The organism is Paenibacillus sp. FSL R7-0345, from assembly GCF_038595055.1.
Lineage (GTDB): Bacteria > Bacillota > Bacilli > Paenibacillales > Paenibacillaceae > Paenibacillus_AQ.
Map to the genome: position 1 here is coordinate 2659610 of NZ_CP152002.1, position 23513 is coordinate 2683122.

17 protein-coding genes are annotated in these 23513 nt (G+C 50.5%); 16 read left to right on the forward strand and 1 reads right to left on the reverse strand.

What is annotated here, in order from left to right:
- The first annotated feature begins 46 nt into the window (after window positions 1-46).
- The 10 genes from NST84_RS11080 (at window position 47) to NST84_RS11125 (ending at window position 16991) form a co-directional block, all read left to right on the forward strand.
- Window positions 47-5869 (forward strand): S-layer homology domain-containing protein, encoded by a 5823-nt coding sequence (locus NST84_RS11080; RefSeq protein ID WP_342565621.1) that lies wholly within the window; start codon window positions 47-49, stop codon window positions 5867-5869.
- A 362-nt stretch (window positions 5870-6231) separates the two neighbouring features.
- On the forward strand, window positions 6232-7728 hold the full coding sequence (locus NST84_RS11085) for a WG repeat-containing protein (protein ID WP_342565622.1): 1497 nt from the start codon (window positions 6232-6234) through the stop codon (window positions 7726-7728).
- A gap of 47 nt (window positions 7729-7775) precedes the next feature.
- Window positions 7776-8348 carry a phosphotransferase gene (locus tag NST84_RS11090; protein ID WP_342565623.1) on the forward strand — a complete coding sequence of 191 codons (573 nt, stop codon included), beginning with the start codon at window positions 7776-7778 and terminating at the stop codon, window positions 8346-8348.
- 148 nt (window positions 8349-8496) lie between these two features.
- Entirely contained in the window at window positions 8497-8952 is a 456-nt protein-coding gene (locus NST84_RS11095; protein ID WP_342565624.1) for a GNAT family N-acetyltransferase, read from the forward strand.
- Between the two features lie 293 nt (window positions 8953-9245).
- Window positions 9246-10847, forward strand: coding sequence for a response regulator (locus NST84_RS11100; RefSeq protein WP_342565625.1), 1602 nt, complete (start codon window positions 9246-9248; stop codon window positions 10845-10847).
- A 37-nt stretch (window positions 10848-10884) separates the two neighbouring features.
- Complete coding sequence (locus NST84_RS11105; protein WP_342565626.1) at window positions 10885-12660, forward strand: sensor histidine kinase; 1776 nt, start codon at window positions 10885-10887, stop codon at window positions 12658-12660.
- A gap of 139 nt (window positions 12661-12799) precedes the next feature.
- Window positions 12800-14155 carry an ABC transporter substrate-binding protein gene (locus NST84_RS11110; protein ID WP_342565627.1) on the forward strand — a complete coding sequence of 452 codons (1356 nt, stop codon included), beginning with the start codon at window positions 12800-12802 and terminating at the stop codon, window positions 14153-14155.
- A gap of 24 nt (window positions 14156-14179) precedes the next feature.
- A complete protein-coding gene (locus NST84_RS11115; protein ID WP_342565628.1) occupies window positions 14180-15112 on the forward strand; it encodes a sugar ABC transporter permease in 933 nt (310 codons plus the stop codon).
- Complete coding sequence (locus NST84_RS11120) at window positions 15112-15948, forward strand: carbohydrate ABC transporter permease (RefSeq protein WP_342565629.1); 837 nt, start codon at window positions 15112-15114, stop codon at window positions 15946-15948. Before NST84_RS11115 ends, NST84_RS11120 begins: the two co-directional genes overlap by 1 nt.
- Before the next feature lie 224 nt (window positions 15949-16172).
- Window positions 16173-16991 (forward strand): DUF2935 domain-containing protein, encoded by an 819-nt coding sequence (locus NST84_RS11125; protein ID WP_342565630.1) that lies wholly within the window; start codon window positions 16173-16175, stop codon window positions 16989-16991.
- A gap of 54 nt (window positions 16992-17045) precedes the next feature.
- On the opposite strand, the gene NST84_RS11130 is transcribed toward NST84_RS11125, so the two are convergent.
- A complete protein-coding gene (locus NST84_RS11130; protein ID WP_342565631.1) occupies window positions 17046-17459 on the reverse strand; it encodes a cupin domain-containing protein in 414 nt (137 codons plus the stop codon).
- Between the two features lie 201 nt (window positions 17460-17660).
- On the opposite strand from NST84_RS11130, the gene NST84_RS11135 reads away from it, so the two are divergent.
- The 6 genes from NST84_RS11135 (at window position 17661) to NST84_RS11160 (ending at window position 23399) form a co-directional block, all read left to right on the forward strand.
- On the forward strand, window positions 17661-18209 hold the full coding sequence (locus tag NST84_RS11135; RefSeq protein ID WP_342566403.1) for a TetR/AcrR family transcriptional regulator: 549 nt from the start codon (window positions 17661-17663) through the stop codon (window positions 18207-18209).
- A gap of 139 nt (window positions 18210-18348) precedes the next feature.
- Window positions 18349-19032: a response regulator transcription factor gene (locus tag NST84_RS11140; RefSeq protein ID WP_342565632.1), complete on the forward strand. Its 684-nt coding sequence runs from the start codon at window positions 18349-18351 to the stop codon at window positions 19030-19032.
- Window positions 19033-19051: 19 nt separating this feature from the next.
- Window positions 19052-20461, forward strand: coding sequence for a HAMP domain-containing histidine kinase (locus NST84_RS11145; protein WP_342565633.1), 1410 nt, complete (start codon window positions 19052-19054; stop codon window positions 20459-20461).
- A complete protein-coding gene (gene flgB / locus NST84_RS11150; RefSeq protein WP_342565634.1) occupies window positions 20458-20868 on the forward strand; it encodes a flagellar basal body rod protein FlgB in 411 nt (136 codons plus the stop codon). The genes NST84_RS11145 and flgB overlap by 4 nt, the downstream gene beginning before the upstream one ends.
- Before the next feature lie 187 nt (window positions 20869-21055).
- Window positions 21056-21907: a hypothetical protein gene (locus NST84_RS11155; protein ID WP_342565635.1), complete on the forward strand. Its 852-nt coding sequence runs from the start codon at window positions 21056-21058 to the stop codon at window positions 21905-21907.
- Between the two features lies 1 nt (window position 21908).
- Window positions 21909-23399: a hypothetical protein gene (locus NST84_RS11160; protein WP_342565636.1), complete on the forward strand. Its 1491-nt coding sequence runs from the start codon at window positions 21909-21911 to the stop codon at window positions 23397-23399.
- The last annotated feature ends 114 nt before the right edge of the window (window positions 23400-23513 follow it).

Below are 23513 nucleotides of genomic sequence, written 5' to 3' on the forward strand. Positions count from 1 at the left end.
TTTGGAACGATGAGGGTTACTAGACCAATACGGGGAGTGTGCATCATTGAAAAGTCAACCGAGAGGTAAACGTTTATTCTCAGGCGTAGTTGCCGGTACCCTGATGATGGGGGCCGTAGCTCCGGGCAGTTACGCAGCGGAATTGGAAGCAGTACAAAATCAGCCGCTGCCGGCAAGTGTTCTGAACACAATTAATGAGCAGCTCCTTACGGAGGACTCCGCAGAAGCAGCATCCGTTACTGCTGCCGTGTATGCAGATCCCGTGCAGCCGGGCGGCTTGCTGATTACCGAGCTGGTGCCGGATACAGCTAACTTCAACAAGGCGGATGCCTATGAATTTGTCGAGGTGTATAACAATACCGACAGTGCAGTGAATTTCAAAGATTATTATTTCTTCTATAATAATAAAGATAATTGGATGTATGACCAGGATGCTGTGATTCCAGCCCATAGCAGCATTGTGTTTTGGGTAATGAACGGCACGAATGAGGAGCTTACAGCAGAGCAGTTTAACACTAATTTTAACGTGGCGCTGCAGGAGGGCGTGAATCTGTTCCGGATTAACGGCGGCGGCGGAATGGCTAATACTGCTGCGCGGAATCTGCAGATCGTCTCCCGGGCGAATGATCAAACGATTATTTCTGTTACCTATCAGAAAGAGCAGGTCAAAGAGAATAAAGGCATTATTTTTGGTTATCCTTCTGCGGGCGGTACGGATATGACTCTACTGCCGGAATCCGGCACTATCGATGCTACTCCGGGCACAATCCTTGCCAGCCAGCTGCCGGCTGCTGAAGAGCAGAAACCGGAGATCGTACATGTTCCTGCGGTAAGCACCGATCCGGCCGATCTGGAGATTCAGGCAACGATCAGCAACCTGCAGACTGATGGCAGCACAGCCGCACCGGCGGTAGAGCTTCTGTACCGCACGGAATCACAGCAGCGGGAAACGGTTGTCACCATGACCAAAGTCAGCGGAGAGGTGTACAAAGGTGTAATTCCGGCTGCGGCTCTGGAAGAACCGGAGCTGCATTACAGCATCCGCGTCAAAAACGCCGTCGAAAGCTATTCGGTCCATGTGAATCTGCCTGATTACAACAATGACGCTGTGCCGCCGCTGCTGATTACCGAGCTGCTGCCGAATTCAAGCAATGTAGCCGGGACAAGCAGCGATGCGTTTGAATTTATCGAGGTGTACAATAACACGGATCAGCCGGTCGATTTTAAAAATTACAAGGTGTATTACCGCTACCCCGATAAAGGAACGGCTGCTGATGTGAAGTGGCCTTCTACCGAAGAGAGCCTGATCATTCCTGCACAGCAGTCGGTGGTCTTCTGGATCATTAACAGTGCGAACACAGCGTATACGGTAAGTGATTTTAACACAGCGTTCCAGACTAATCTTGAGCTCGGCACGAATCTGTTCCAGATTAAAAGCGATGGCATGGCCAACTCGGGCCGCCGGGCAATCGTGATCAAGAGCAACACTGAGAAGGACATCTCCTCCGCTTATTATGATGCTGACACGCTTTATAGCGGCGGCTCGAAAGGTGATGAGACAAAGGAGAATAAGGCGCTTCTCTATAAATATCCGGTGAACGGTACGGATAAAATGCTGAAGATCAGCTCTGGCGCTGCTACCCCGACTCCCGGTAAGGCTGAAGCCTTCCAGGTGCCGGCAACCCCGTTGCATGTTGAGCCAGATACTGTGCCTCCTACGGTTGACGATCTGACGGATGTTACCGAGATCGACCAGTCCAAGGGGCTTGAGCTGAAAGCTTTTGCCGATGATGACAAAGATATCCGGTCTGTAGAGGTTCATATCGCCACCGACAAGAAGCCGGAATACGTATCGTATAACCTGTCCCAGGACTATAACGATACGCTGTACCACCACAAGCTGTCCTCAGCTGATCTGATCGGCAGAACAGAGGTCCGTTATTATTACACGGTTTCTGACGGCACCAATGTCACAGAGTCTCCAGTCTATACGGTAAAAATCACCGGCGGCCCCGACCAGTCGGCCCTCCGTCTGAATCTCAAGGATGACAGCCTGGTCAGCGGCAAAGTTACTGTAAAAGGAACCTCCGCTGCAGCCAAGCCTGAAGAGCTGGCCCTGCAAATCGACAGTAAGGCAGTGGATGCCGCAGACACTTATGTCTCATTGGAAAATGATGCTTATTTCGTCTTTGACGCCAAAAATGTAGATTACTATTTTAAAAACGGAATTACGATGGGACCTGAGGAACTGGGCGATGCCAGCATCCTGTATACTTTCATGGACCCGATTACTTCCTACACTACACTGTCTTTCCCGATTAAGGCAGCTGCTCTGAAGTCTGGACCGGACAATACCATCTACATCCGGGCAGGCTCCAAGTCATCGCCGTTTGATCCGCGTCCTGAAGAGAATAAAGATGATTTTGAGATTAAAAATGTGCGTCTCCTGCTGGCTGACGGTACAGAAATCCTGGACCCTGCCTACGCTGAACGCGACAAAGAAATCAAAATGGGCGACAGCGCCGGCAAACACGAATCGATCGGGTTCCAGTTCAATCTGAATCAAGAGCTGCTGGAGTCTAAATCCTTTGACTGGGATACTACAGCCTGGAGCGATGGCCCGCATAGCTTGTCATTGTTGCAGGACGGGGAAAAGATCGAGTCATCTGTGATCGTAGATAATACGGCACCCGTAATCCAGCCGAATATTAAAGACGGGGAGACGTACCGCGGCCAGTTTGAAATTAAAGCTGATGTTACAGATGAGTACGCGGGAGTAAGCGAAGTTAAGGTCAAGCTGGACGGTAATGCGATCATGCTGCCGTATCAGTCGAGCTCCGGCCAGTTATCTGCTGGCGGACATACCCTGCAGATAACCGCTGTGGACCTGGCCGGCAACAAAGCCGAACAAATCGTACAGTTCAATGTGCCGGACGAAAATCCGCTTGCGCCGCAATTGATCGCTCCGGGTGATGACGAAGCAGCTGTTGGAACAAGTCCTGAGCTGAAGGTGAAGGTAGAGGACCCGACTGGTGACGACATGCACGTTACTTACTATAAGGGCTTCAAGTATGACGGTGAACATCCGGAGCTGGGCTTCAGCGGCTACAAAAATGCTTCCGATACCGAGCCGCCTAAACAGCAGGTACCTGCGGGCGAAGCCGCATTGACGGGCGAAGAATATTCGGTTATCAGCTCGGTGGACGGGGATTATCTCGTTAACGATTCTGTAGAGCAGTTTCCTTATCAGCGTTATGAAATTAAGCTGGATGAGTCTGTGTCTGAAAAGGACCGCGTGGATGTGGAATGGAAGGGTAACTCTTTACCGGGCCGTAAGGTCAGCCTGTATGCCTGGAATCCTGCGGCAGAAAGCTGGAAGCTGCTGGATTACAAGATTGCCGGGGATCCTGATTTTACCCTGAGCGCAACTGTGCTGGCAGGCGAGTACAACCAAAATAACAGCATTTCCGTTATGGTGCAGGATGAGATTGCCAAGACAGATACTCCTGCAACGGTGACTGAAGACACCTATGATTATACGTTTGTATGGATGTCGGATACCCAGTACTATTCGCAGAGCTATCCTTACATCTATGAGAAAAATGTGCAGTGGATCGCCGACAACAAGGACAATCTCAATGTGAAGTATGTTATCCACACCGGTGACCTGGTGGACAAGTCGTATCAGGAATATCAGTGGCTGGAAGCCGACAAAAACATGGCTGTTCTGGAGGATGCGGGCATCCCATACGGCGTCCTGGCCGGGAATCATGATGTCGGTCACCAGACGGGGGATTATACGGAGTTCTGGAAGTATTTTGGCGAGTGGAGATTCAAGAATCTTCCGGGCTACGGCGGTACCTATAACAATAATATGGGGCATTATGACCTGATATCTGCAGGAGGCAACGACTACGTCATTGTATATATGGGCTGGGGTCTGGGAGACGAAGAGATCGGCTGGATGAATGAGATCGTCGCCCGCTATCCGGAGCGTAAAGCGATTCTGGCGCTGCATGAGTACCTGCTCGTTTCCAATAACCGTGCGCCGATTGCCGATCAGATTTTTGAAAAAGTGGTGAAGCCGAACAAAAACGTCATTGCTGCGTTATCCGGCCACTATCATGACGCCGAGCTGAAGGTGGATCAGCTGGACGATAACGGTGACGGCGTGCCTGACCGCAGCGTGTATCAGATGCTGGCCGATTACCAGGGGGCGCCTGAAGGCGGTCTCGGGTACATCCGTCTGCTGCAGTTCGATACTGCGGGCAACAAGCTGCATGTGAAGACATACTCACCATATCTTGACGATTATAACTACTACGATGAGCCGGAATATCCCGGCAAAGACGAGTTCACACTGGATCTGGACCTTCAGCCGGTGACGAAGCGTGTAGCCACAGACTATATCGGGATAAAAGTCTACACAGATCAGGAAATTTCTGCACAAAAGGTTGTAGCCAGCGGTTCTGAGGTTACAGCAGCATGGAACGGTCTGAATCCGGACAGCTACTATCAATGGTATGTAAAAGCGGAAGATCAGCATTCCGGTTCGGTGTTGTCCGATATTTGGGGCTTCTATACCGGCAAGCAGGAGATTCCGGTAGAAACACCAAAACCGGAAGTGACACCAACACCTGAGGTGACACCCGCGCCTGAAGCAACACCGGCACCGGGCGGTGTGACCACACCGGCTACGCCTTCGCCGACAGCAACACCGGCTCCTGCCGTTCAGGGAAGCTTGACGCTGGAGAAGAACAGCGAAGGTGTTTATAAGGCTGATCAGGCTGCGCTGAGCAAACTGGTGGATGAGTCCGCAAATGGTGAAATTAACCTTGAGCTTAGCGCTGCAGATGGACAAGCGAAGCTGCAGCTGGATGCTGCTGCCTTGAAGCTGGCTGTAAGCAAGCAGGTTGCACTGCGCATTTCGGCTGCGGGTATGGAGCTGTCCATCCCGGCGGGCTCGCTGCCTGAGCTGGCAGACGGTACACAGACCGTTCTGCTCAATGTGGATACCTCCATGACAGATGCGCTTAAGCAGGCGGTTCTGTCTGCAGGCGGCAGCTCAAGCGAATACAAGGAGCCGCAGGCAGTGATCACACTGGAATTGAGTACCGTGAGCAACGGTAATCCAACAGCGGTTCATCAGCTGAAGGGTAAAGTAAGGGTAACTATTCCACTTACAGCCCAGCAGCGCAGCGCCATCGATTCCGATTATGCCGGCGTGTACTACTTGAACAACGGCCAACTGAAGTACATGGGCGGCGAGCTGAAAGCTGGCGGATTCGAGTTCACAACTAACCACTTCTCTACCTTTGCCGTCGCAGAATACCATAAACAGTTCAGCGATACTGCAGGCCATTGGGCTGAGAGCTACATCTCCAAGCTGGCCGCCAAGCATGTCGCGACAGGTGTCGATGCTACTCATTATCAGCCGCAGGCCGGATTAACGAGAGCGGACTTTGCGGTGCTGGCTGTTCGCGCACTGGGGCTGGAAGCTGCGGGAGCAAGCACCTTTACGGATGTAGCTGCCAATGCTTATTACGCAGCGGCTGTTGCTAAAGCGGCTGAGCTCGGCTTCATCCAGGGGGCCGGCGGCAAGTTCCGGCCGCAGGATGAGATTACCCGCGAAGAAGCAGCTGTTATACTCAGCAGAATGCTGGAGTATAAAGGCGGAGCTCAAGCAGCGGCTTCTGCTGCGCCAAGCTTCAAGGATGCAGCTGACATTGCTGCATGGGCAGCGCAGGCAGTCGGCGAGCTGCAAGCGAAGGGCCTGCTCAGCGGCAAAGCCGATAACCGCTTTGACCCGCAAGCCGGGGTTACGCGTGCGGAAATGGCTAAGCTGTTGTACAGCTTTATGCAGCTGTAGGATTACAGGTTTTGAGGCAGACCGGAGGGGTTCCGGTCTGCTTTTTCTATTTAGTTGGATTTTCGCTGCTTAATTTAAGGATTTTCCTGTAATTCATATCATTAGGTGGAAAAACGCTGCTTATTTCAACTGAAAACCCCCGATGGACGCAAAAACAGTGAAATTAAGTGTCGTTTTTCCAACTAGAGTCCCCTCCCATTGCTATTCAACCAATTAGTTGCCGATTTTCCACTTAGTTTGATTAGCAATAAGGCCAGTCTGCCCGCCAGTCTCCTAAACCCTGCAACTATTTCACAATCCAAGCGTCTAATAGGGGGTATTCCAATATCATCCAAATAAACGTGTTCTAACAGGAGGATTATATGATAATCGTACAACGCTCATTTTTTCAGAAGCGCCGGCTGACGGCTGTACTGGCTACGGGCTTGTTCGCACTGGCTGCCTTTTTCGGACTTGGCAGCACCTATGCACATGCGGACCGCTGGGAGGTGTTTGATCAGGGTGAGCATTTATTTTTCCCGGAGGGGCCGATTGAGGTGGACGGGGTGGTTATGGTGCCCTTGCGCCCGATCGCAGAGCGGTTTGGCTATACTTTTGTATCTGTAAACAATAAGGAGATCGTTCTGAAGGATGCCAAAGGGTATAAGGCCGTAATCCGGCTGGGCACCAAAACGGCACTGCTCGATCATAACGGCGGCTCGAAAACGCAGCTGATGGTCCAGATTCCCCGCAACTACAACGGTGCCTGGTTTATTGATCTGGCGCTGGCAGGAGCTATGGGAGGCCAAGGCCATTCTACCGTCCCCGGAACGAACCTGATTCAGCTTCGTCCGGTGACTGGTGATGCCAAAACAAAGCTGGAGAGCCAATACTGGTTCAACTTCAATGACAAAGGGGAAACGGTATCTGTTAATAATCAGGGGCAGGAGCATTTGAGGACTTCTTATACAGCAGCGCCGGATTTCGGATATGAGGAACTGATTCCGGTAAAAAAATCCGGCTACACTGCAGGTTTTATGAACCGTTCAGGGGAACTGGCTGTTGATGCACCACACTACCAGCTGGGACAGTTCAGTGAAGGCCTTGCCTGGTTCAAGGATCTGGTCAAGACGGAAAACGGCGGATTTACTGTGAAAATGGGCTATATCAATCGTGCGGGGAAGGTCGTTATTCCGGCCGTCTACAGCCGGGTATATGATTTTTCGGATGGGCTGGCAAAGGTGGCAGGCGGCAAAACCTCCTACATTGATCACAATGGCAAAACGGTTATTCCAACGGTAACCGGGCTGCAGAACAGCGAGTCTTTTTCAAATGGCCTGGCTGCTGTTACTGTACGGACAACAAGCGGCGGCAAAAGCGTCATCCGGACAGGTTTTATCAACACAACAGGGAAGTGGGCAATCAAGCCCATCTATGACTATGCCAGCTCGTTCTCTGAAGGTATTGCTACTGCAACACTAAACGGAAAAAGCGGGCTCATCGACACCAAAGGCAACTGGATTATGAAACCCCAATATGGCAAGGGAAGCTCATTTATAGGGCAGTTCCATGGCGGTTACATCATGCTGACACTGAGCGGGAAATACGATTATACACAGCGGCTTGTAGACAAGCAGGGGAATGTTATTACCATCCCGGGCACTGAACAATTTTCCGGTTACGGTGACGGCATGATCTCCTACTATGACGATGAAGGTATGGGCTTCAAAAATCTGAAAGGTGAAGTAATTGTAAAGCCAGCGTACAGCTATGTATGGGATTTTACCGCCGGAGCGGGTAAAGGGTTCAAGGATATAAACAACGAGTACTCAGGATATCTGATTAACAAAGCAGGGGAAGTGGTGTGGAGTGCGGAGTAAAATGTGCGGCTCCCTCAATCGACCAAGTAGAATGCTCTGCTCAGCTTATGAACATATTTAGCCGGATGAATAACGTTGATCTGGGTGCTACCCGCGGGTTTGGCTGGATTCAGCCGTCAGGAAATGGAGCATTTCCCTCATGGAAGGATTACATAACTTCATTCTTCGGGGAAGAGCAGACGGGAACCTTCTGGGAAGGCTGGTACAGCTTGTTTCAGACAACATGTCTGGAAAAGGATGTGTTTGATGAATGCTATAACCGTCTGATGGCTTATTCCAGCTACAATGAGCTGCACCGCTATTTCATCCACGGGGATTTTCAGCCCTGGAATATCTTGTCGGATGGCCGGCATATCACGGGGATCATCGACGGTAACTTTGCTTATGGAGATTTCCTCGTAGATCTGGCTACCTTGGAAGGAACATTAGGTGAGCTTGATGTGGTGCAGGCTTATCAGGAACAGGAGGAGCATACGGGCCTGATTATCCCGGACTTTAACGGGCGGCTGACCGGTGCGCGTTATTTCAAAGGTCTGGACGGACTCCGCTTCTATGCAAAAATGGGCTGGGATGATGCCTATAATCAGCTGCGCAATCAGCTGCTTCAGCTCCCGGGCTGATTATAATTTACCGGCAGAAACCTCCGCTTGATTGTATGGGAACTCCATTCAACCAAGCGGAGGTTTTTTTATCATTCGTGTGTTGTATTTACAACAATAATGAAGCTATATATACTTATCAATAACATAAAGATAGGGAGTGGAAGGAATGGAAATCAGGATTGATGATCTGAGCGGTACGGAGATTGTTGCCCTCATAACGGAGCATCTGCAGAGCATGTTTGATCAATCTCCGCCGGAGAGTGTCCATGCCTTAGGTATAGAGAAGCTTAAAGCACCGGGCATCACCTTCTGGAGCGCCTGGGAAGAAGGAGAGCTTGTAGGCTGCGGTGCGCTTAAAGACTTGGGGGATCATCATGGAGAACTCAAATCGATGCGGACTTCAAAACAGCATCTCAGAAAAGGCGTTGCCTCCAAGCTGCTGGCTCATATTATTGAAGAAGCAGATAAGCTGGGATACCGGCGTTTGAGCCTAGAAACAGGATCTACGGAAGGCTTTGAAGCGGCCCGGAATTTATACGGGCGGTTCGGATTCGAATACTGCAGTCCATTCGCGGACTATGAGGAAGATCCGTACAGCGTATTCATGACACGGAAGCTGTGAGCTTTTAAAATAATTATTAGTGTATGCACTTACCAGCGTTAACAACTCCACCTAACCGAACGGGCTTATCTCCAAATGGAGACTTCGTTCGAATCAGGTGGAGTTTTTTTTGATGGATCAGTAAAAAATGATGGAGAACTTCTGCTGCTGATTATTCTGCCAAACTGCTGAAAAAACTGCACATAATGCTTAAATTATCGTACCCGGCACAGGAGCAAGCATGATAAAGTGAAGCATACGCTTTTAGGAACAGACAGCATTGCAGCTGAGCATTTCACGAAGGAGGACGAACCATGCGACCGATCCGCGTATTACTGGCCGATGACGAGCCGATTATCATCCGCGGGCTGAAGAAGCTCATTGCCTGGGAAACGCTGGGGCTGAGCATTGTGGGGGAAGCCAGAGACGGCAAAGAGCTTAAGCAGCTCATTGAAGACTCTAGCCCCGATTTAATTATCAGCGATATCAGCATGCCGGGATTTACGGGCATCGAGATTATAAGGGATATTCACGAATCGGCGCTGCCGATCAAGGTGGTATTTATCAGCGCCTACCAGGAGTTTGATTATGCCCGCCAGGCCGTTCAATACGGGGCGCTGGATTATCTGGTGAAGCCGGTCAACACCGGCCAGCTGGAGCAGGTCCTGACCAGGGCAGTTGCTGCCATACGCGAAGAGTCGGAGGGTGAACGCAATAAATTGATGCTGACCCATTATGAGAAGAAGAACCGCAGCATTACGATGGAAGAGCTGCTGGAACAGCTGGCTGACGGCAACCGCAGCAGAGCGGCCGAATTTATCGCTATGGCCGGCAGGACAGACACGCAGTGGGTTACGGTCTGTGTAATAGAAACCGACGAATATCACGGGCAGTCCTCCCGCTGGGAGGAGCGCGAGCGGAAGCTGGTGGCTTTTGCCCTGTCTAATATTATTAAGGAGACGGTCGAGGCGCAGAGCAACGGCTTTGTGTTCCGCAAAGGGGAGCGTTTCGGCATTGTGTTGCAGCATGACGATCCCGGTGTACCGCTTCAGCTGATGGAGGATTTGCACGGCAAAATCAACACCTTTTTAAAGCTGCAGGTTTCGGCCGGCATCGGCCAGTCTGTACGTGACATTGGACGTATGGATGAATCGTATACGAATGCGCTGAAAGCGTTGACAAACCGCTATTTTTCAGGACTCAACCAGGTTTACTTGTTCCGGGAGGAGGATCAGGAACCAGAGAATGAAGCACTGGAATGTCTGAAGAACCTGCAGGAGCAGCTGAATGAAGCATTGCAATCGCTGAATACGGACATGCTTGCACCTTTGCTGCAAAAGCTGCTGGAGACGGTAAAGCAGCAGGCGGAGGGCAGCCGTGGGAAAGCCGTGTCCAGCATCTACAACGTGATTTTGCAGCTTGAGCAGGAATTCGCCGGTTACGGTATTGAAGCCCGTATGGAGGACGGATCAGCGCAGCCGCTGCTGGAGATGCTGCATGAAGCACCTACCTTCGAACGGCTGGGCAATGAACTGGAGCAGGCAGTGGGCCGGATCGCGGAGCTGCTGGCAGGTAAAATCAAAGGCAGGGAGCCTGCCCAGCTCTCGCAGGTCAAAGCCCATGTCGAGCAGCATTATGCGGATAATATTACGCTGGAGTCTGCAGCTGCGATGGTCTATATGAACCCGTATTACTTCAGCAGCTTTTTCAAGAAGCATACCGGACAGAACTTTAAACAGTATGTCACTGAGGTGCGGATGCGCCATGCGCTCCGGCTGCTGCTGGAGAGTGATCTTATGGTGTACGAAATCGCCGAGCGGGTCGGCTACAATAATGCCCGCCATTTCAGTGATATGTTCAAACGCAAATTCAGCAAGCTCCCGCAGGAGTATAAACAGAGCTACAGAAACTCATAGTGCAGTTATTTAAAGGCTGCGGGAAGGGAGGCTTGTCATGTTTGGTAAAGGGCGTAAATCCGGAAGTCTGTTTATGAAGTTCTCGATATCGTTCATTCTGGTGGGGCTGATTCCGCTGTTTGCACTCAGTTTTTTCTCTGTGCGTACCTTTTCGGGGTACATCGAGCGGTACACGACCAGCAACCTGCAGCAGATGGTGCTCTATATGAGCTACAATCTGAACGCTACCTTCAACCAGTACAATGAAATCTCCAAAATCATGTACACCGGCAAATACGAGGGCTTTCTGGAGAGCTCCAGCCAGAACCAGACAGTGAATGTGAACGAGCTGGAGCAGATCAATAACATTCCGATCAATTCTTTTTTGAAAACACTGCTGTTAAGCGATCCTTATATTACAAGTGCTTCTTTTGTGCGCAAATCCGACCAGAAAATCTATGAACAGGAGAAGCAGAACAAATCGATCCTGGAAGAGGTGTGGCCCTACAAGGACTGGATTCACTCCATGGTTTCCCAGCCGTCCAAAGTAGGTATTTTTCCCAGCCACGCAGACCCTTATTACTTCGGCTCCGAGCGAAAGGTATATACGATAGGACGCAATCTGATTGATACGTCGCAGGGCATCAGCCGGACACCCAAGGTGGTCGGGACGCTTTTTCTCGATGTGGATGTCACGCTGTTTCAGCAGTTTCTGCAGGAGCTTAATCTAGGTGACAAGGATGAGCTGTATCTTCTGGACGGAGAAGGGCATGTCTTCTTCAGCAATCTTGCCGGCCGGGAGGAGCAGACCTACGAAGTGGAGGAGCTGGTGCGCAGCAACGCAAATATGATCACGCTCAGTGAGGAGATTCCCTTTCTGGATGGTCATCTGATCGCCAGAATTCACCGGGGAAATTTGTTTGAAAAGCTGCTGGCTGCCCGTACCACGATATATATTGCCATTCTCATCTGCTCGGTAGCGCTGATCATTATGGGCTTCTGGTTCTCGCGGCGCCTGGCTGCGCCGATCCGCAGTGTCATCAGGCAGATGGCGGTGGCGGAGTCGGGGAACCTGGATATCCAGCTGCCGGTGGAAAGCAATGATGAGATGGGGAGGCTGGCTTACGGCTTTAACCGTATGGTAGAGCGGCTGCAGGAGTATATCAATGAAGCTTATGTTGCCAAGATCAAACAGAAGCAGACCGAGCTCAATGCCCTTAAGTCGCAGATCCGTCCCCATTACCTGTACAACACTCTTGAAGTGATCCGGATGAATGCGGTAGATAAAGAAGCTAGTGAGGTGGCGGATATGATTCTGTCACTGTCCAACCAGCTGAAGTATGTGATCGACTACGGTGAAGACCGGGTGAGTCTACGCAGCGAGCTGGAGCATCTGAAGGATTATTTCTATATTATTTCAGTCCGCTATGACAATTACTATGAGCTTCATCTGGATATTTCACCGGAGATCGATCTGGACTGGCCCATTCTGAAGCTGTCGCTGCAGCCGATGGTCGAGAATGCGGTGTCGCACGGGCTGCGGCAAAAGGGCAGAGGTTCTGTCGGCGTGACGATTGAGAAACGGGATTTCGAGTATGCGGTTACAGTATATGACGACGGGGACGGAATGAATCCGGAGCGGCTGAAGGAGGTAGTGAAGCTTCTGGAAGAACCAAGCTCTCCCGGTAAAAGCGTTGGACTGAAAAACGTGCATGAACGCATCCGTACCGTATTCGGCGAAGCCTACGGACTGTCCATCAGCAGCAGGGAGCATATCGGGACATCCATAACGCTTACGTTTCCTATCCCGGACGCCCGGGAGCGTTCTTCTTAAATAACCCGCATATCCCGCTTAAAAAACTTCATTCTAACCCCGGAGCTGCGATGTTATCCTTATCACAAGGAAACGCTTTCGAAGATGATGCGCACATCGATACCTGTTTCCGGCATAACCATAGGGAGGTTATTTATACATGGCACACAAACAGACAATGATCCGGTTATCCGCTCTGCTACTGGCAGCAACAACCGTATTATCCGCTTGCGGGAACAACAATAATAACGCGGCTAACAGCGCTCCGGAAGGCCCGGCGGCACCGGAAGCTTCTGCGGGCAATGCAGCAGGCGAAGCGAAAAAGGTAAGCTTCACCATCGGCTATGCCTCAGGCGACCCCGCCACCAAGCAGGCCATCGCCGATACAGTTAAAGCCTTTATGGCAGCGAATCCGCATATAACGGTCAAGGACCTGAGCGAAACCTCCTCGGCTGCCTATCTGGATTGGCTGAAGACCAAGGATGCGGTCGGCGAGTTCCCGGATCTCGTTGAAATGCGTGACACACAGGTGTTCGCCGATGCCGGTAAAATTGTAGAGCTTCCGGCGGACCTGCTTGAGCTGTTCAAGGACCCGCCTCAGGTGGACGGCAAGGTATGGAACGCACCGCTGCAGGTAAACGTGCCGCAGGGCATTATCTACAGCAAAAAAGCCTATGCTGATGCAGGCATTACCGAGCTTCCTAAGACGTATGATGAGTTCATTCAGATTCAGGAAAAGCTGAAGACCAGCGGCATTACCCCGCTCGTAGTCGGCGGTAAGGATATTTTCCATATGGGCTTCTGGATCAACAAGTTCCTGATCGACGATGTGTATGCCAAAGATCCCGACTGGAACTCCAAGCGTACAGCCAAAACGGCCAGCTTCACCGACTCGAACGTTGTTCAGGCAATGACCGATTACAAACAGCTTTTCACTAATTATGTCGATAAAGGCTGGCTGAGCACGGCAGACAACCAGACGGCATCGTTCCTTGTCTCCGGCAAAGCGGCTCAGCTCTTCTCTGGCACATGGATGTTCTCGCAGATCAAGGAAGCTGATCCGAATTTCGACTTTGGCTTCTATGCGATACCGGACCGTGAAGGTAAAGTAAATGTGATTGGTCTGGCCTCGCCGGCCGGCTGGTCGCTATCCGCCGAAGCCGCCAAGGATGCGGACAAGACCGAAGCCATTAAAGAATTCATCCGCTTCTTCTTCCAAAAGGACAACTATTCCAAATATCTGGCCGGCATTAACGGCATTCCTTCCACTAAGGAAGAGGTAACCTATGAGACAGGAGAACAGATGCAGGTTGCACTTGACCTGATCGCAGATCCGAATGTAACCAAATCGCTGGCAATCAACAACTGGTGGGGCGATAACCTGATTCCTGCGCAGTTCCGCAACTGGTATTACAAGCTGATGCAGGAGCTGGTGGTTAAGGACGGCGATGTTACGGATTATATGAAGCAGGCCGACACCGAATATGACAATCAGGTCAAAGCCAATCAGATGTAATTAGCTACAGGAGGGAGAGCAGCCATGAGTGCAAACATCATGAAGGCTGAGCAGCTACAGGCCGTTGCCAATCCAAAAAGAAAAAGAAAATGGCAATCCTATGCGCTGCTGTTTATATTACCGTCATTTCTGATTTATACACTGTTCGTCATTGTCCCGACAGCCGGAAGCATCTATCTCAGCTTCACTTCATGGGACGGCATCAGTGATGACATCCGGTACATCGGCTTTGCCAACTTCACCGAGATTCTGCAAAGCACCCGGGTGCACAACGCATTGAAAAATACACTTATTATGACGGTCAGTCTGGTTGTTCTGGAGAATATCGCCGCGATCCTGCTGGCTATTCTGGTCGACAAGGTCCGATGGTTCAAAAACCTGTTCAGAAGCGTGTTCTACTTCCCGACTTTGCTCAGCGGTGTCGTCATGGGCTTCGTATGGGCCATGATTCTGAATTATAACTTTGGTGTCTTTAACCAGATGCTGGAGGCGGTCGGCCTTGGAAGCTGGATGGTCGACTGGCTCGGCAGTCCAAAATATGCAATGCTGGCGATTGTATTGTCTACAGTCTGGAAAGGTGCAGGCTATTATATGATCATTTATCTGGCTGGACTGCAGGGCATTCCGGCAGAATTAAATGAAGCAGCCTCGATCGACGGTGCGGGGGGATGGCAGCAGTTCCGCCATATTACCTTCCCGCTGCTCGCCGGCTCCTTGACGGTATGTATGGTGCTGTCGATGATCAGTGCGCTGAAAATTTTTGACCAGATCGCGGTTATGACAGACGGCGGACCGGGATTCGAGACGGAGACGCTGACTTATATTATCTATAAGGTTGGCTTCGGAGAACTGCGGCAGGGCTTCGGTACGGCGCTGGCAATGGTATTGTTCCTGCTGATCCTGCTGGTCACCCTCATTCAGGTGAAATTCCTCCGTAAACGGGAGGTGCAGATGTAATGACGATTCAGGCCAAAAAACGCTGGACAGAAATCATTCTGTTTGTCATCACGCTGCTGTTCGCCATTATCTTTTTCTTCCCGATTTTCTTTAACCTGATGTCGGCGTTCAAGAGCAATGCTGAGATTATGCGCGATGCGCTGGCTTTTCCGAAGGGGCTGTATCTGGAGAGCTTTAAGTATCTGCTGACCGAAACTAACTTCCCGCAGGCGATCGGAAACAGTCTGATCCTGACTGTTGTCTCCATCGCTGCCCAGGTGCTGATCATTCCGATGGCCGGTTACGCCATTGAACGTCGGAATGCCAGATGGACGCAGGCCATCTTCCTTTACTTCCTGGCAGGCATGATGATCCCGTTCCAGGCATACATGATTCCGTTATTCAAGGAACTTAAAGTACTGGGGTTGTACGGCAGTCTCATCGGTCCGATCTGTGTATATGTTGCCGGTGCTGTCGGCTTCGGCTGCCTGCTGTACACCAGCTTCGTCAAGGGCATTCCGCGGGAGATCGAAGAGGCGGCTGAAATCGACGGCTGTAACCGTTACGGCATCTTCTGGAAAATCGTATTCCCGCTGCTGGGACCTGTTACTGCAAGCATGGTCGTATTGAACGGCCTCGGGATCTGGAATGACTTCCTGCTGCCGATGCTGGTTCTGCCTTCGGGGCAGCCCAAGACGATGGTCGTGGAAATTTACCGCTACATTGGCGAATTCTCCTCCCGTTGGGATATGATCTTTGCAGGGACGGCGATGTCGGTCATCCCGGTCCTGATTGTGTTTGTCTCCCTGCAGAAGTATTTCGTGAAGGGAATCGCCTCGGGGGCTACCAAGGGCTGATTGCTGCATAGTATAGTTTCAATAATTCTTATAACAACGAATTTAAGCGGCCAGTCCATTTCCGGTTTTCCGGCAGATGAGCTGGCCGCTGTTTTATTTGTTCCACTGTTTTTTTAGAATGCAATAGATATGGAATCCGCTTAAGTTGTAATGAATATGGCCGGGCTGTATCCCGTATATTTTCAAAGGGTTTAATTTCGGGAGAAAAAGTGGGAGGGGTTCCATTGTCCGATCCTTTTGTAGTCCGTTCACTGGAAGAAATACGTTTTTGGTCGCGTATCATGAAGGAGCATTCGCTGTTCCTGAGGCTGGGATTCAGGTGTGAAGACACCCAATTGATCAACGAGGCCAATCAGTTTCAGGCTATATTTGAAGAAATTGAACGGAAGGCCAATGCTTTTAGCGCAGAAACAGATCCGCAGACGATCAGAGCGTTTAATGTAGAAGTCCATACTGCGGTCAGTCATATTTGGGTGTTCAAAAGAAGAGTACTGGGACTCATCCTGCAATGCAAGCTCCCCGGCCAGAACAACTTTCCGCTGCTGGTGGATCATGTGAGCAGGGAGGCGAATTATTTCCGCAACCGGCTGGAAGAGCTCAACAATGGCACACTGGAGCCTTTGCATGATGCGATTATCGACGAGAATGTATTTTTTCTGAGAATCATGGCCGATCATGCCAAGTTTATCAGCCATCTGCTGGACCCTTCTGAACGGAAGCTTGTAGCGCAGGCGAGGGAATTCAGTCATGACTTCGATACGCTGCTGTTCCAGGCAATAGACCTCAGCTCAATGCGTCCACAGTCTCAGACAGTACCTTTGCTCAGCCAATTTGTCGATGAGAACAAAGTGTCGGTTGAATCACTGCGTGACTTCAAAAAGACCGCCCGCGATCTGATCGCGGAATGCCGGATCAAGAGCATCATTCATCCGCTGCTGGCTGACCATGTATACCGGGAAGCGGAACATTTCCTGTTCATCCTCGATATGTTTGAGAAATCGCTAACTGGAGTCAAGATTAACAAGCGGGAGATCCTGATGTAAGCAGCAACTCATTACTATTAGAAAAAGCCCTGATAATCAGGGCCTTTCCCGGTTCTATGCTTGGATACTGCTATATTCCTCATCGGATACCGCTTCTAACCATTCCGGCTTGCCTGCAGTGATGGCAATGTGCTCAAACCAGCTGTCTTTGGCGGCGCCGTGCCAGTGCTTTACCCCGTCATGGGTAACGATCACATCCCCGGCCCTCAGGAATTGCGCAGGCTTGCCATCCTCCTGATACCAGCCCTCGCCGCCGGTTACCAGCAGAATTTGAAATCCGCCGCGGTGGATATGCCAGTTGTTCCGGCAGCCCGGCTCAAAGGTCACATTGCCGACGCCGATATTCAATTGCGGGTCAGTCACCAGGGACTGCAGATAGCTTTGACCTGTGAAATAGGCAGCGAATGCCTCGTTTTTTTCTCCGGCCGGGAAAATAACACCGTTTTTAACTTCCTCAAATTTTGCCATGCGAATTCCTCCAGTTTTATTAATATTTCGAGAAGACCGGTAAGGTGTTTTGCTCCCGCGTAATGTTGCGTTACCGCACAACTGTGTATAATATAAAATGAAAAAAGCGGTTCTACAACAATCAGAATGACCTGATCTGTATGTTACCGCACATCCGATTGGAAATTGTACGATAGGTATAAGGGAGCTTGATGAATGGAAATGGCTAAAATAGACAGAAGAGTGCAGAAGTCCCAGGATGCGATAAAGAAAGCTTTTATAGAACTGATGGCTGAAAAGAGTTTTGATCAGATCACGATCCAGGATATATCCGACAGGGCGAATGTAGGGCGGAGAACGATTTATGATCATTATCTGGATAAGGTTGATGTGCTGGACAAGCTGATTGAAGAGCATATTAACGAGCTGCGAAAATTGTGCAAAGCTGCGGCTGACTTAAGCTATGTGGAGGGAAATCTGCTGTGGTACCAATATTTTGAAACCCATTATCCGTTCTTTTCGACCCTGCTGGCCAGCAAAGGCGCTTCCGCCTTCCGCGAGCAGTTCCTGAAATTTGTAATAGAGGAGCTGGAGGGTGACGTGGATGTAGAGGCGGGGATTAACCGGGGAATGAACAGGGAGATGATCCTCCGGTTCTTTGGTGCGGCCATAGTAGAGACAATCATCGGGTGGATTACTAATGGTTTAGCAGAACCGGCTGAGGTTTTGGCGGAGCAGATGGGGATTTTGCTTGACAGGAATTTGATGTGAATTGATTTATGTAGAAAATATAAAGGGGAACGTGGCGGAGGGGGATTATGAAAAAAATTTCATGTTGCATTAAGCGCCGCGTTATTTTCACAAGGTATAATGGGTGCTGTAAGTGAAGTCAGTATTGGAGGCCTAAGGGATGCGCATCCTGGTTATAGAAGATGAGGAAGGGTTGTCCGATTTTATCATACTGGAACTGAAGCATGAGGGTTACGAGGCGCGGCCGGTCTATGATGGCAGAGAAGGGCTGGAGCTGGCATTGAGCGAGAACTGGGATATCATTCTGCTTGACCTCATGCTGCCTAATTTAAACGGAATCGAAATTTGCCGGCGGGTGAAGGCTGTGAAGGATACGCCAATCATAATGATTACAGCCAGAGACAGCGTGATGGACAGAGTGATGGGACTCGATACCGGCGCTGATGACTATATTCCGAAACCGTTTGCCATTGAAGAGCTGCTGGCGAGAATCCGGGTGATTGCCAGAAGGGCTGAGAAGCTGGGCAGCCAGCTGCCGCTGGTGCTGGAGTTCAGGGACTTGGAGCTGCACATTGAATCCAGAATGCTGAAAAAGGGTGACCGCTGGATCGAGCTGACCAAGAAGGAATACGAGCTGCTGTTTATTTTGCTGAAAAATATCAACCGGGTCCTAACCAGGGAAATGCTTGTCGCCCAGGTATGGGATTATGATGTCGGGATCGAAACGAACGTGGTTGATGTATATATCAGGCATCTGCGGAACAAGCTGGACACGGCCAATAAGGAAGAATATATACAGACGGTCAGAGGAATAGGATATTTAATACGGGATGAAAAAAATTAAGATGCTCTCCTTACGGAACATGAATATCAAGTGGAAGCTGACCCTGTGGGCGGCAGTTCTGATGCTGCTCCTGTTTCTCTCCTATAATCTTCTGCAATATACGGTGATCCAGAATTGGGTCAACAACCATGAAAAAGAAATCATCCGCAATAATATGCACGAGGTCGTTGCTTATCTGCAGGGTTTTGAGCCGGGGAGCAGGATTACGGACAGCGGTGACTATTTAAAAATATTGAACGAACGCTATCAGCTCATCCGGATTGTGGACGCAAAGGATGCTGCCATCCTCACCATTTCGGATAAAGTGCCGGAGCACTGGGTGCAGCCCAAATATGTTACCTCAGAGGAGCTGCTGGAAATTTCTCCGGGCGGTGATACGCTGTTAATTTACCGGCAGCCTCTGGAGATCAGCGGCTTCACCGGCTCTGTTGAGATTGTGCGCAATCTGGAAAATTTCGAAAGCCTGATCAACTTGATCACTACCCTGTTCATCATTACAGGCTTAGTAGCGATCATACTCAGTCTGATCGGGGGGAGGCTGATTTCATTCCAGCTGCTTAATCCTATCAACTCTATAATCAGAACAATGAAGCGGATCAGAGAAAACGGGCTGAAGGAACGGGTACAGATTACCAATCAGCAGGATGAAATGACCGAGCTGTCGCTGATGTTTAACGAGCTGATGGACAGCCTGGAGCAATCGTTCCGGCAGCAGCAGCAGTTTATCGAAGATGCTTCGCATGAATTAAAGACGCCGCTCTCCATCATCCATGGTCACCTTTCGATGATCAAACGCTGGGGCAAGGATGACCCGGAGGTCCTGAACAGATCGATTCAGCTCAGCTTGAATGAAACAAACCGGCTGATCCGGATGGTCTCCGAGCTGCTGATTTTGACCCGGGCCAACCATTCCGCAGCTGTGGCCGACTATGCCCCGGAGAATATCAGGGTCAAGCAGGTCATTGAGGAGATCATCGAGAATTTCCAGACCGTCAACGCAGAGTTCAGGATGCTTACCCGGCTGGATATCAGCGACGATTGTATCCTGCATGTGCAGAAAAGCCATTTTCAGCAGGTAATCATCATTATTCTGGATAATGCGATCAAGTACTCCAGGGACAGGAAGGAAATCCGGATCAGTGCGGCTGTGGAGGCCGGCAAATTGGTTATTGAGGTGAAGGATTTCGGCATGGGCATACCGGAGGATGAGCTGCATCTTGTTACTAACCGGTTTTACAGAGTCGATAAGGCACGCAGCAGAAAGCATGGAGGCAACGGGCTAGGCCTGGCTATCGCCACCCGTTTAATGGACAGCTACACCGGTGAGCTGGGGATCGACAGCGTCTATGGGGAATGGACCAGAGTGACACTGAAATTTCCCCTTAAACATGAACAAGCCGCAGGCGGCGGGAAGGAGGAATCCCCTTGATTGAGAGCAGCTCTTCACGGCTGAATGAATCTTTTTTGCAGGTGCTGAACGTACGCCACCGGGCGATCGCCGAGAATATTGCCAATGCTGACACGCCGAACTATAAAAAGCAGACGGTTGTTTTTGAGGAGGAGCTCAGACAGGCAATCAATGGCACCACACGGGATGAGCTGGAGATCAGGCAGACTCATTCCAGACACATGGCGATTAAGACTGACGATGCATCCCTTATCCCTCATAAGATTATTCGCAACACGGATACAACGATGAACAACAACGGCAACAATGTGGACATCGATCTGGAAATGGCAAACCTGGCCGAAAATCAGCTGATGTACAACTATATGGCGGATAAGGTGAGCGGACACTATACGAAGATCAGGGATATGCTGCAGAATTTGAAATAGTTGTGATAAAAGAGTGCAGACCGTTATAGGCGGCTGGGCTCTTTTTTTGCATGCAGTAAGAAAAGAGAGATAGGACTAACGCCTTGAATTTAATGAACTTTTTCCGACAACATGCGACAGACGATCGGGATGAAATATATTACTATGTAAAAAGACCCAGATCAATAGCAAAAAGGAGTAATCTATCATGTTAAACAGCTCATTGAAGAAGGAAGCTGTGGGGAAGCTGAAATCTGCACTGCATAAATATGAGGTTTCTACTGAGACGGTAAAAGGAAATGCAATCAAATTACATAATGCCCGGACTTACGGCGGCGATGTTATCAAAAAAGTAGAGGCTTATATTAATACACTTGCTAACACGCCAAAGGAGTTTGCCAAGAGTATTGAGCAGGTTCGTGTTAATCTGGCCAGCTTTAAGGCGTTGAGTGAAATCTCCTATGATGAAAAAGCAATGATTAAGCTGGCCGGGGGCGGCGCGGCAGCAGGAGTAGCAGCTGGTGTAGCGACGGCAGCGCTAGCACCGACGGCAGCGATGGCAATTGCGACTACCTTCGGCACAGCTTCAACAGGTGCCGCTATTTCCGGATTGACGGGAGCGGCGGCCACCAATGCGGCTCTGGCCTGGCTGGGCGGCGGTGCACTTGCTGCGGGCGGAGGCGGTATGGCGGGCGGCAGTGCCCTGCTTGCCCTGGCAGGACCGATCGGCTGGGGCATTGGTGCTGCGAGTCTTGCAGCTGGCGGTTTCCTCGCCAGCAAGAAGAACAAGGATGCAGCGATCAAAGCAGATAAAGAGCGGGTGGAGATTGTGAAAGCGACCAGGGTGCTGGAGGCCACTGATGCGGAGATTGTGCACCTGAAGGAATCCACGCAGAAGCTGGCAACCGGCCTGGAACAGAGTCTGTTGGCTTTTACCGGGACTGCCAGATCAATCCGGTCCTTTACCGAGTTCAGCCAGGATCAGCGGGATGTCCTGCGGGCGATCATTAACAATACAGAAAGCCTGTCGGCGTTGTTCATGAAGGAAGTCGGCAAATAAGATGGCTTCACAGGTATGGAAGGACCAGATTACTGCTGCCGGTATTGGCGCGTTTAATGACTGGAAACAGGAGGCTGCCGCCCGTAAGATTGATCAGACTGTCAGGGATGTGCTGGCAGCTCAGGGACAACAAGAGTCTTATTTTGAAAATGCCCTGGGTCATATGCAAAAAATGCGCCAGTTCCTTGCTAAACCGGATAATATCCTGGGGTCCGGGCAGACGAAGCATGGAGAAGTGGCGGAACATATGGAAGTGCATGTGCGCAATGCCCAGGCTGCATTGCACGGCATGCCAGAGGTAGCTACCTTTGAAGGGGTTGGAAGAACAGCGCCGGAGGATTTTATTCTAAACGGCGTTAAGGTTCAGTCGAAGTTTATCAACGGTACCAATAACACGCTCAAGCATGTGCTGGACCATTATGAGAAATATGAAAAATTATCGATGGACTATTCTATTCCCAAGGATCAGTACGAGATTATTCAGACTATCCGCTCCGGCGGTACACCGGCCGGTTTAAGTGAGAAATCTGTCTGGGCCATTCTTCAGAAGGTGGAGGAGCTTGAACAGCGTACCGGCCGGAGCTTTCAGGATGTAGTCAAGCCTTCCATCTCGGAATATAGTGAAGTCCAGCTGGGTAAGGCAGGCGAGACAGTCACCAAGGTTCAGGACAAGCTTGTGGATGAGAATCAGCGTATCCAAAAAGACATCCGTCAGGACGGGAAAGAAAAAGTCAAGCAGATTGAGTCCCAAAAGGCGCCTTCCATCCGGGAAGGAGTCAAAGCAGCGGGTACGGCAGCTGCTGTTTCCGCTTCGTTAACTGCCATAACCGTCATTTACCGTAAAGTGAAGGAGGGAAAGAAGCTTCAGGACTTTGAACGGGAGGATTGGCAGGAGATCGGGCTTGATGGTGCCAAGGCCGGAGCGAAGGCCGGCGTTACAGCCGGAACGATTTATGCACTGACCAATCTGACCTCACTTTCCGCCCCGTTTGCCGGGGCAGTGGCCAGTGCAATGATGGGGTTGTCTTCCCTGATGGCGGATCTGAAGCAGGAGCAAATCTCCATGGACGAATTTGTCACACAAGGACAGGTGCTCTGTATTGAAGCGGGCATTGCGGCGACCGGGGGAGCCATCGGCCAGCTGCTGATTCCGGTTCCGGTACTGGGTTCCATTATCGGGACAGTAACAGCTAATCTGATCTGGGGATTCGCCAAGGGGAAGCTTGAGGCAAGGGAGCAGGAATTAAAGCGTATGCTTGATGCTTACACAGATTCCATACTTGCAAAAGTCGATCAGGCATATCAGGAGATCATCACCCGGATTAACCAGACCTACAGCCGTTATCATTCACTGATTGAAGCAGCCTTCGACGTGAAGGCGAATTCGGCAGTGCTGGCCGCTGCTTCTGTGAATCTGGCAGTGGAGCTGGGTGTGGAGGATTCCAGAATTTTGCGGACCGATGACGATTTGTTTGACTTTTTTATGGGATAAGCTTTGTATACAGTACAGCAGAGTGTACATATGTAAAGGAGGCGGCGCAATGGGTCGTCTCTTTTTACATTTGAAATCATGGATAAGATGCATATTTCCCCTATTCCCTGCAAA

Coding starts and splice junctions, on each gene's coding strand:
- NST84_RS11085 (WP_342565622.1), top strand. CDS start 6,232: ATGATAATCGTACAACGCTCATTTTTTCAGAAGCGCCGGCTGACGGCT.
- NST84_RS11160 (WP_342565636.1), top strand. CDS start 21,909: ATGGCTTCACAGGTATGGAAGGACCAGATTACTGCTGCCGGTATTGGC.
- NST84_RS11090 (WP_342565623.1), top strand. CDS start 7,776: ATGAACATATTTAGCCGGATGAATAACGTTGATCTGGGTGCTACCCGC.
- NST84_RS11145 (WP_342565633.1), top strand. CDS start 19,052: ATGAATATCAAGTGGAAGCTGACCCTGTGGGCGGCAGTTCTGATGCTG.
- NST84_RS11100 (WP_342565625.1), top strand. CDS start 9,246: ATGCGACCGATCCGCGTATTACTGGCCGATGACGAGCCGATTATCATC.
- NST84_RS11115 (WP_342565628.1), top strand. CDS start 14,180: ATGAGTGCAAACATCATGAAGGCTGAGCAGCTACAGGCCGTTGCCAAT.
- NST84_RS11140 (WP_342565632.1), top strand. CDS start 18,349: ATGCGCATCCTGGTTATAGAAGATGAGGAAGGGTTGTCCGATTTTATC.
- NST84_RS11130 (WP_342565631.1), bottom strand. CDS start 17,459: ATGGCAAAATTTGAGGAAGTTAAAAACGGTGTTATTTTCCCGGCCGGA.
- NST84_RS11135 (WP_342566403.1), top strand. CDS start 17,661: ATGGCTAAAATAGACAGAAGAGTGCAGAAGTCCCAGGATGCGATAAAG.
- NST84_RS11120 (WP_342565629.1), top strand. CDS start 15,112: ATGACGATTCAGGCCAAAAAACGCTGGACAGAAATCATTCTGTTTGTC.
- NST84_RS11095 (WP_342565624.1), top strand. CDS start 8,497: ATGGAAATCAGGATTGATGATCTGAGCGGTACGGAGATTGTTGCCCTC.
- NST84_RS11110 (WP_342565627.1), top strand. CDS start 12,800: ATGGCACACAAACAGACAATGATCCGGTTATCCGCTCTGCTACTGGCA.
- NST84_RS11155 (WP_342565635.1), top strand. CDS start 21,056: ATGTTAAACAGCTCATTGAAGAAGGAAGCTGTGGGGAAGCTGAAATCT.
- NST84_RS11105 (WP_342565626.1), top strand. CDS start 10,885: ATGTTTGGTAAAGGGCGTAAATCCGGAAGTCTGTTTATGAAGTTCTCG.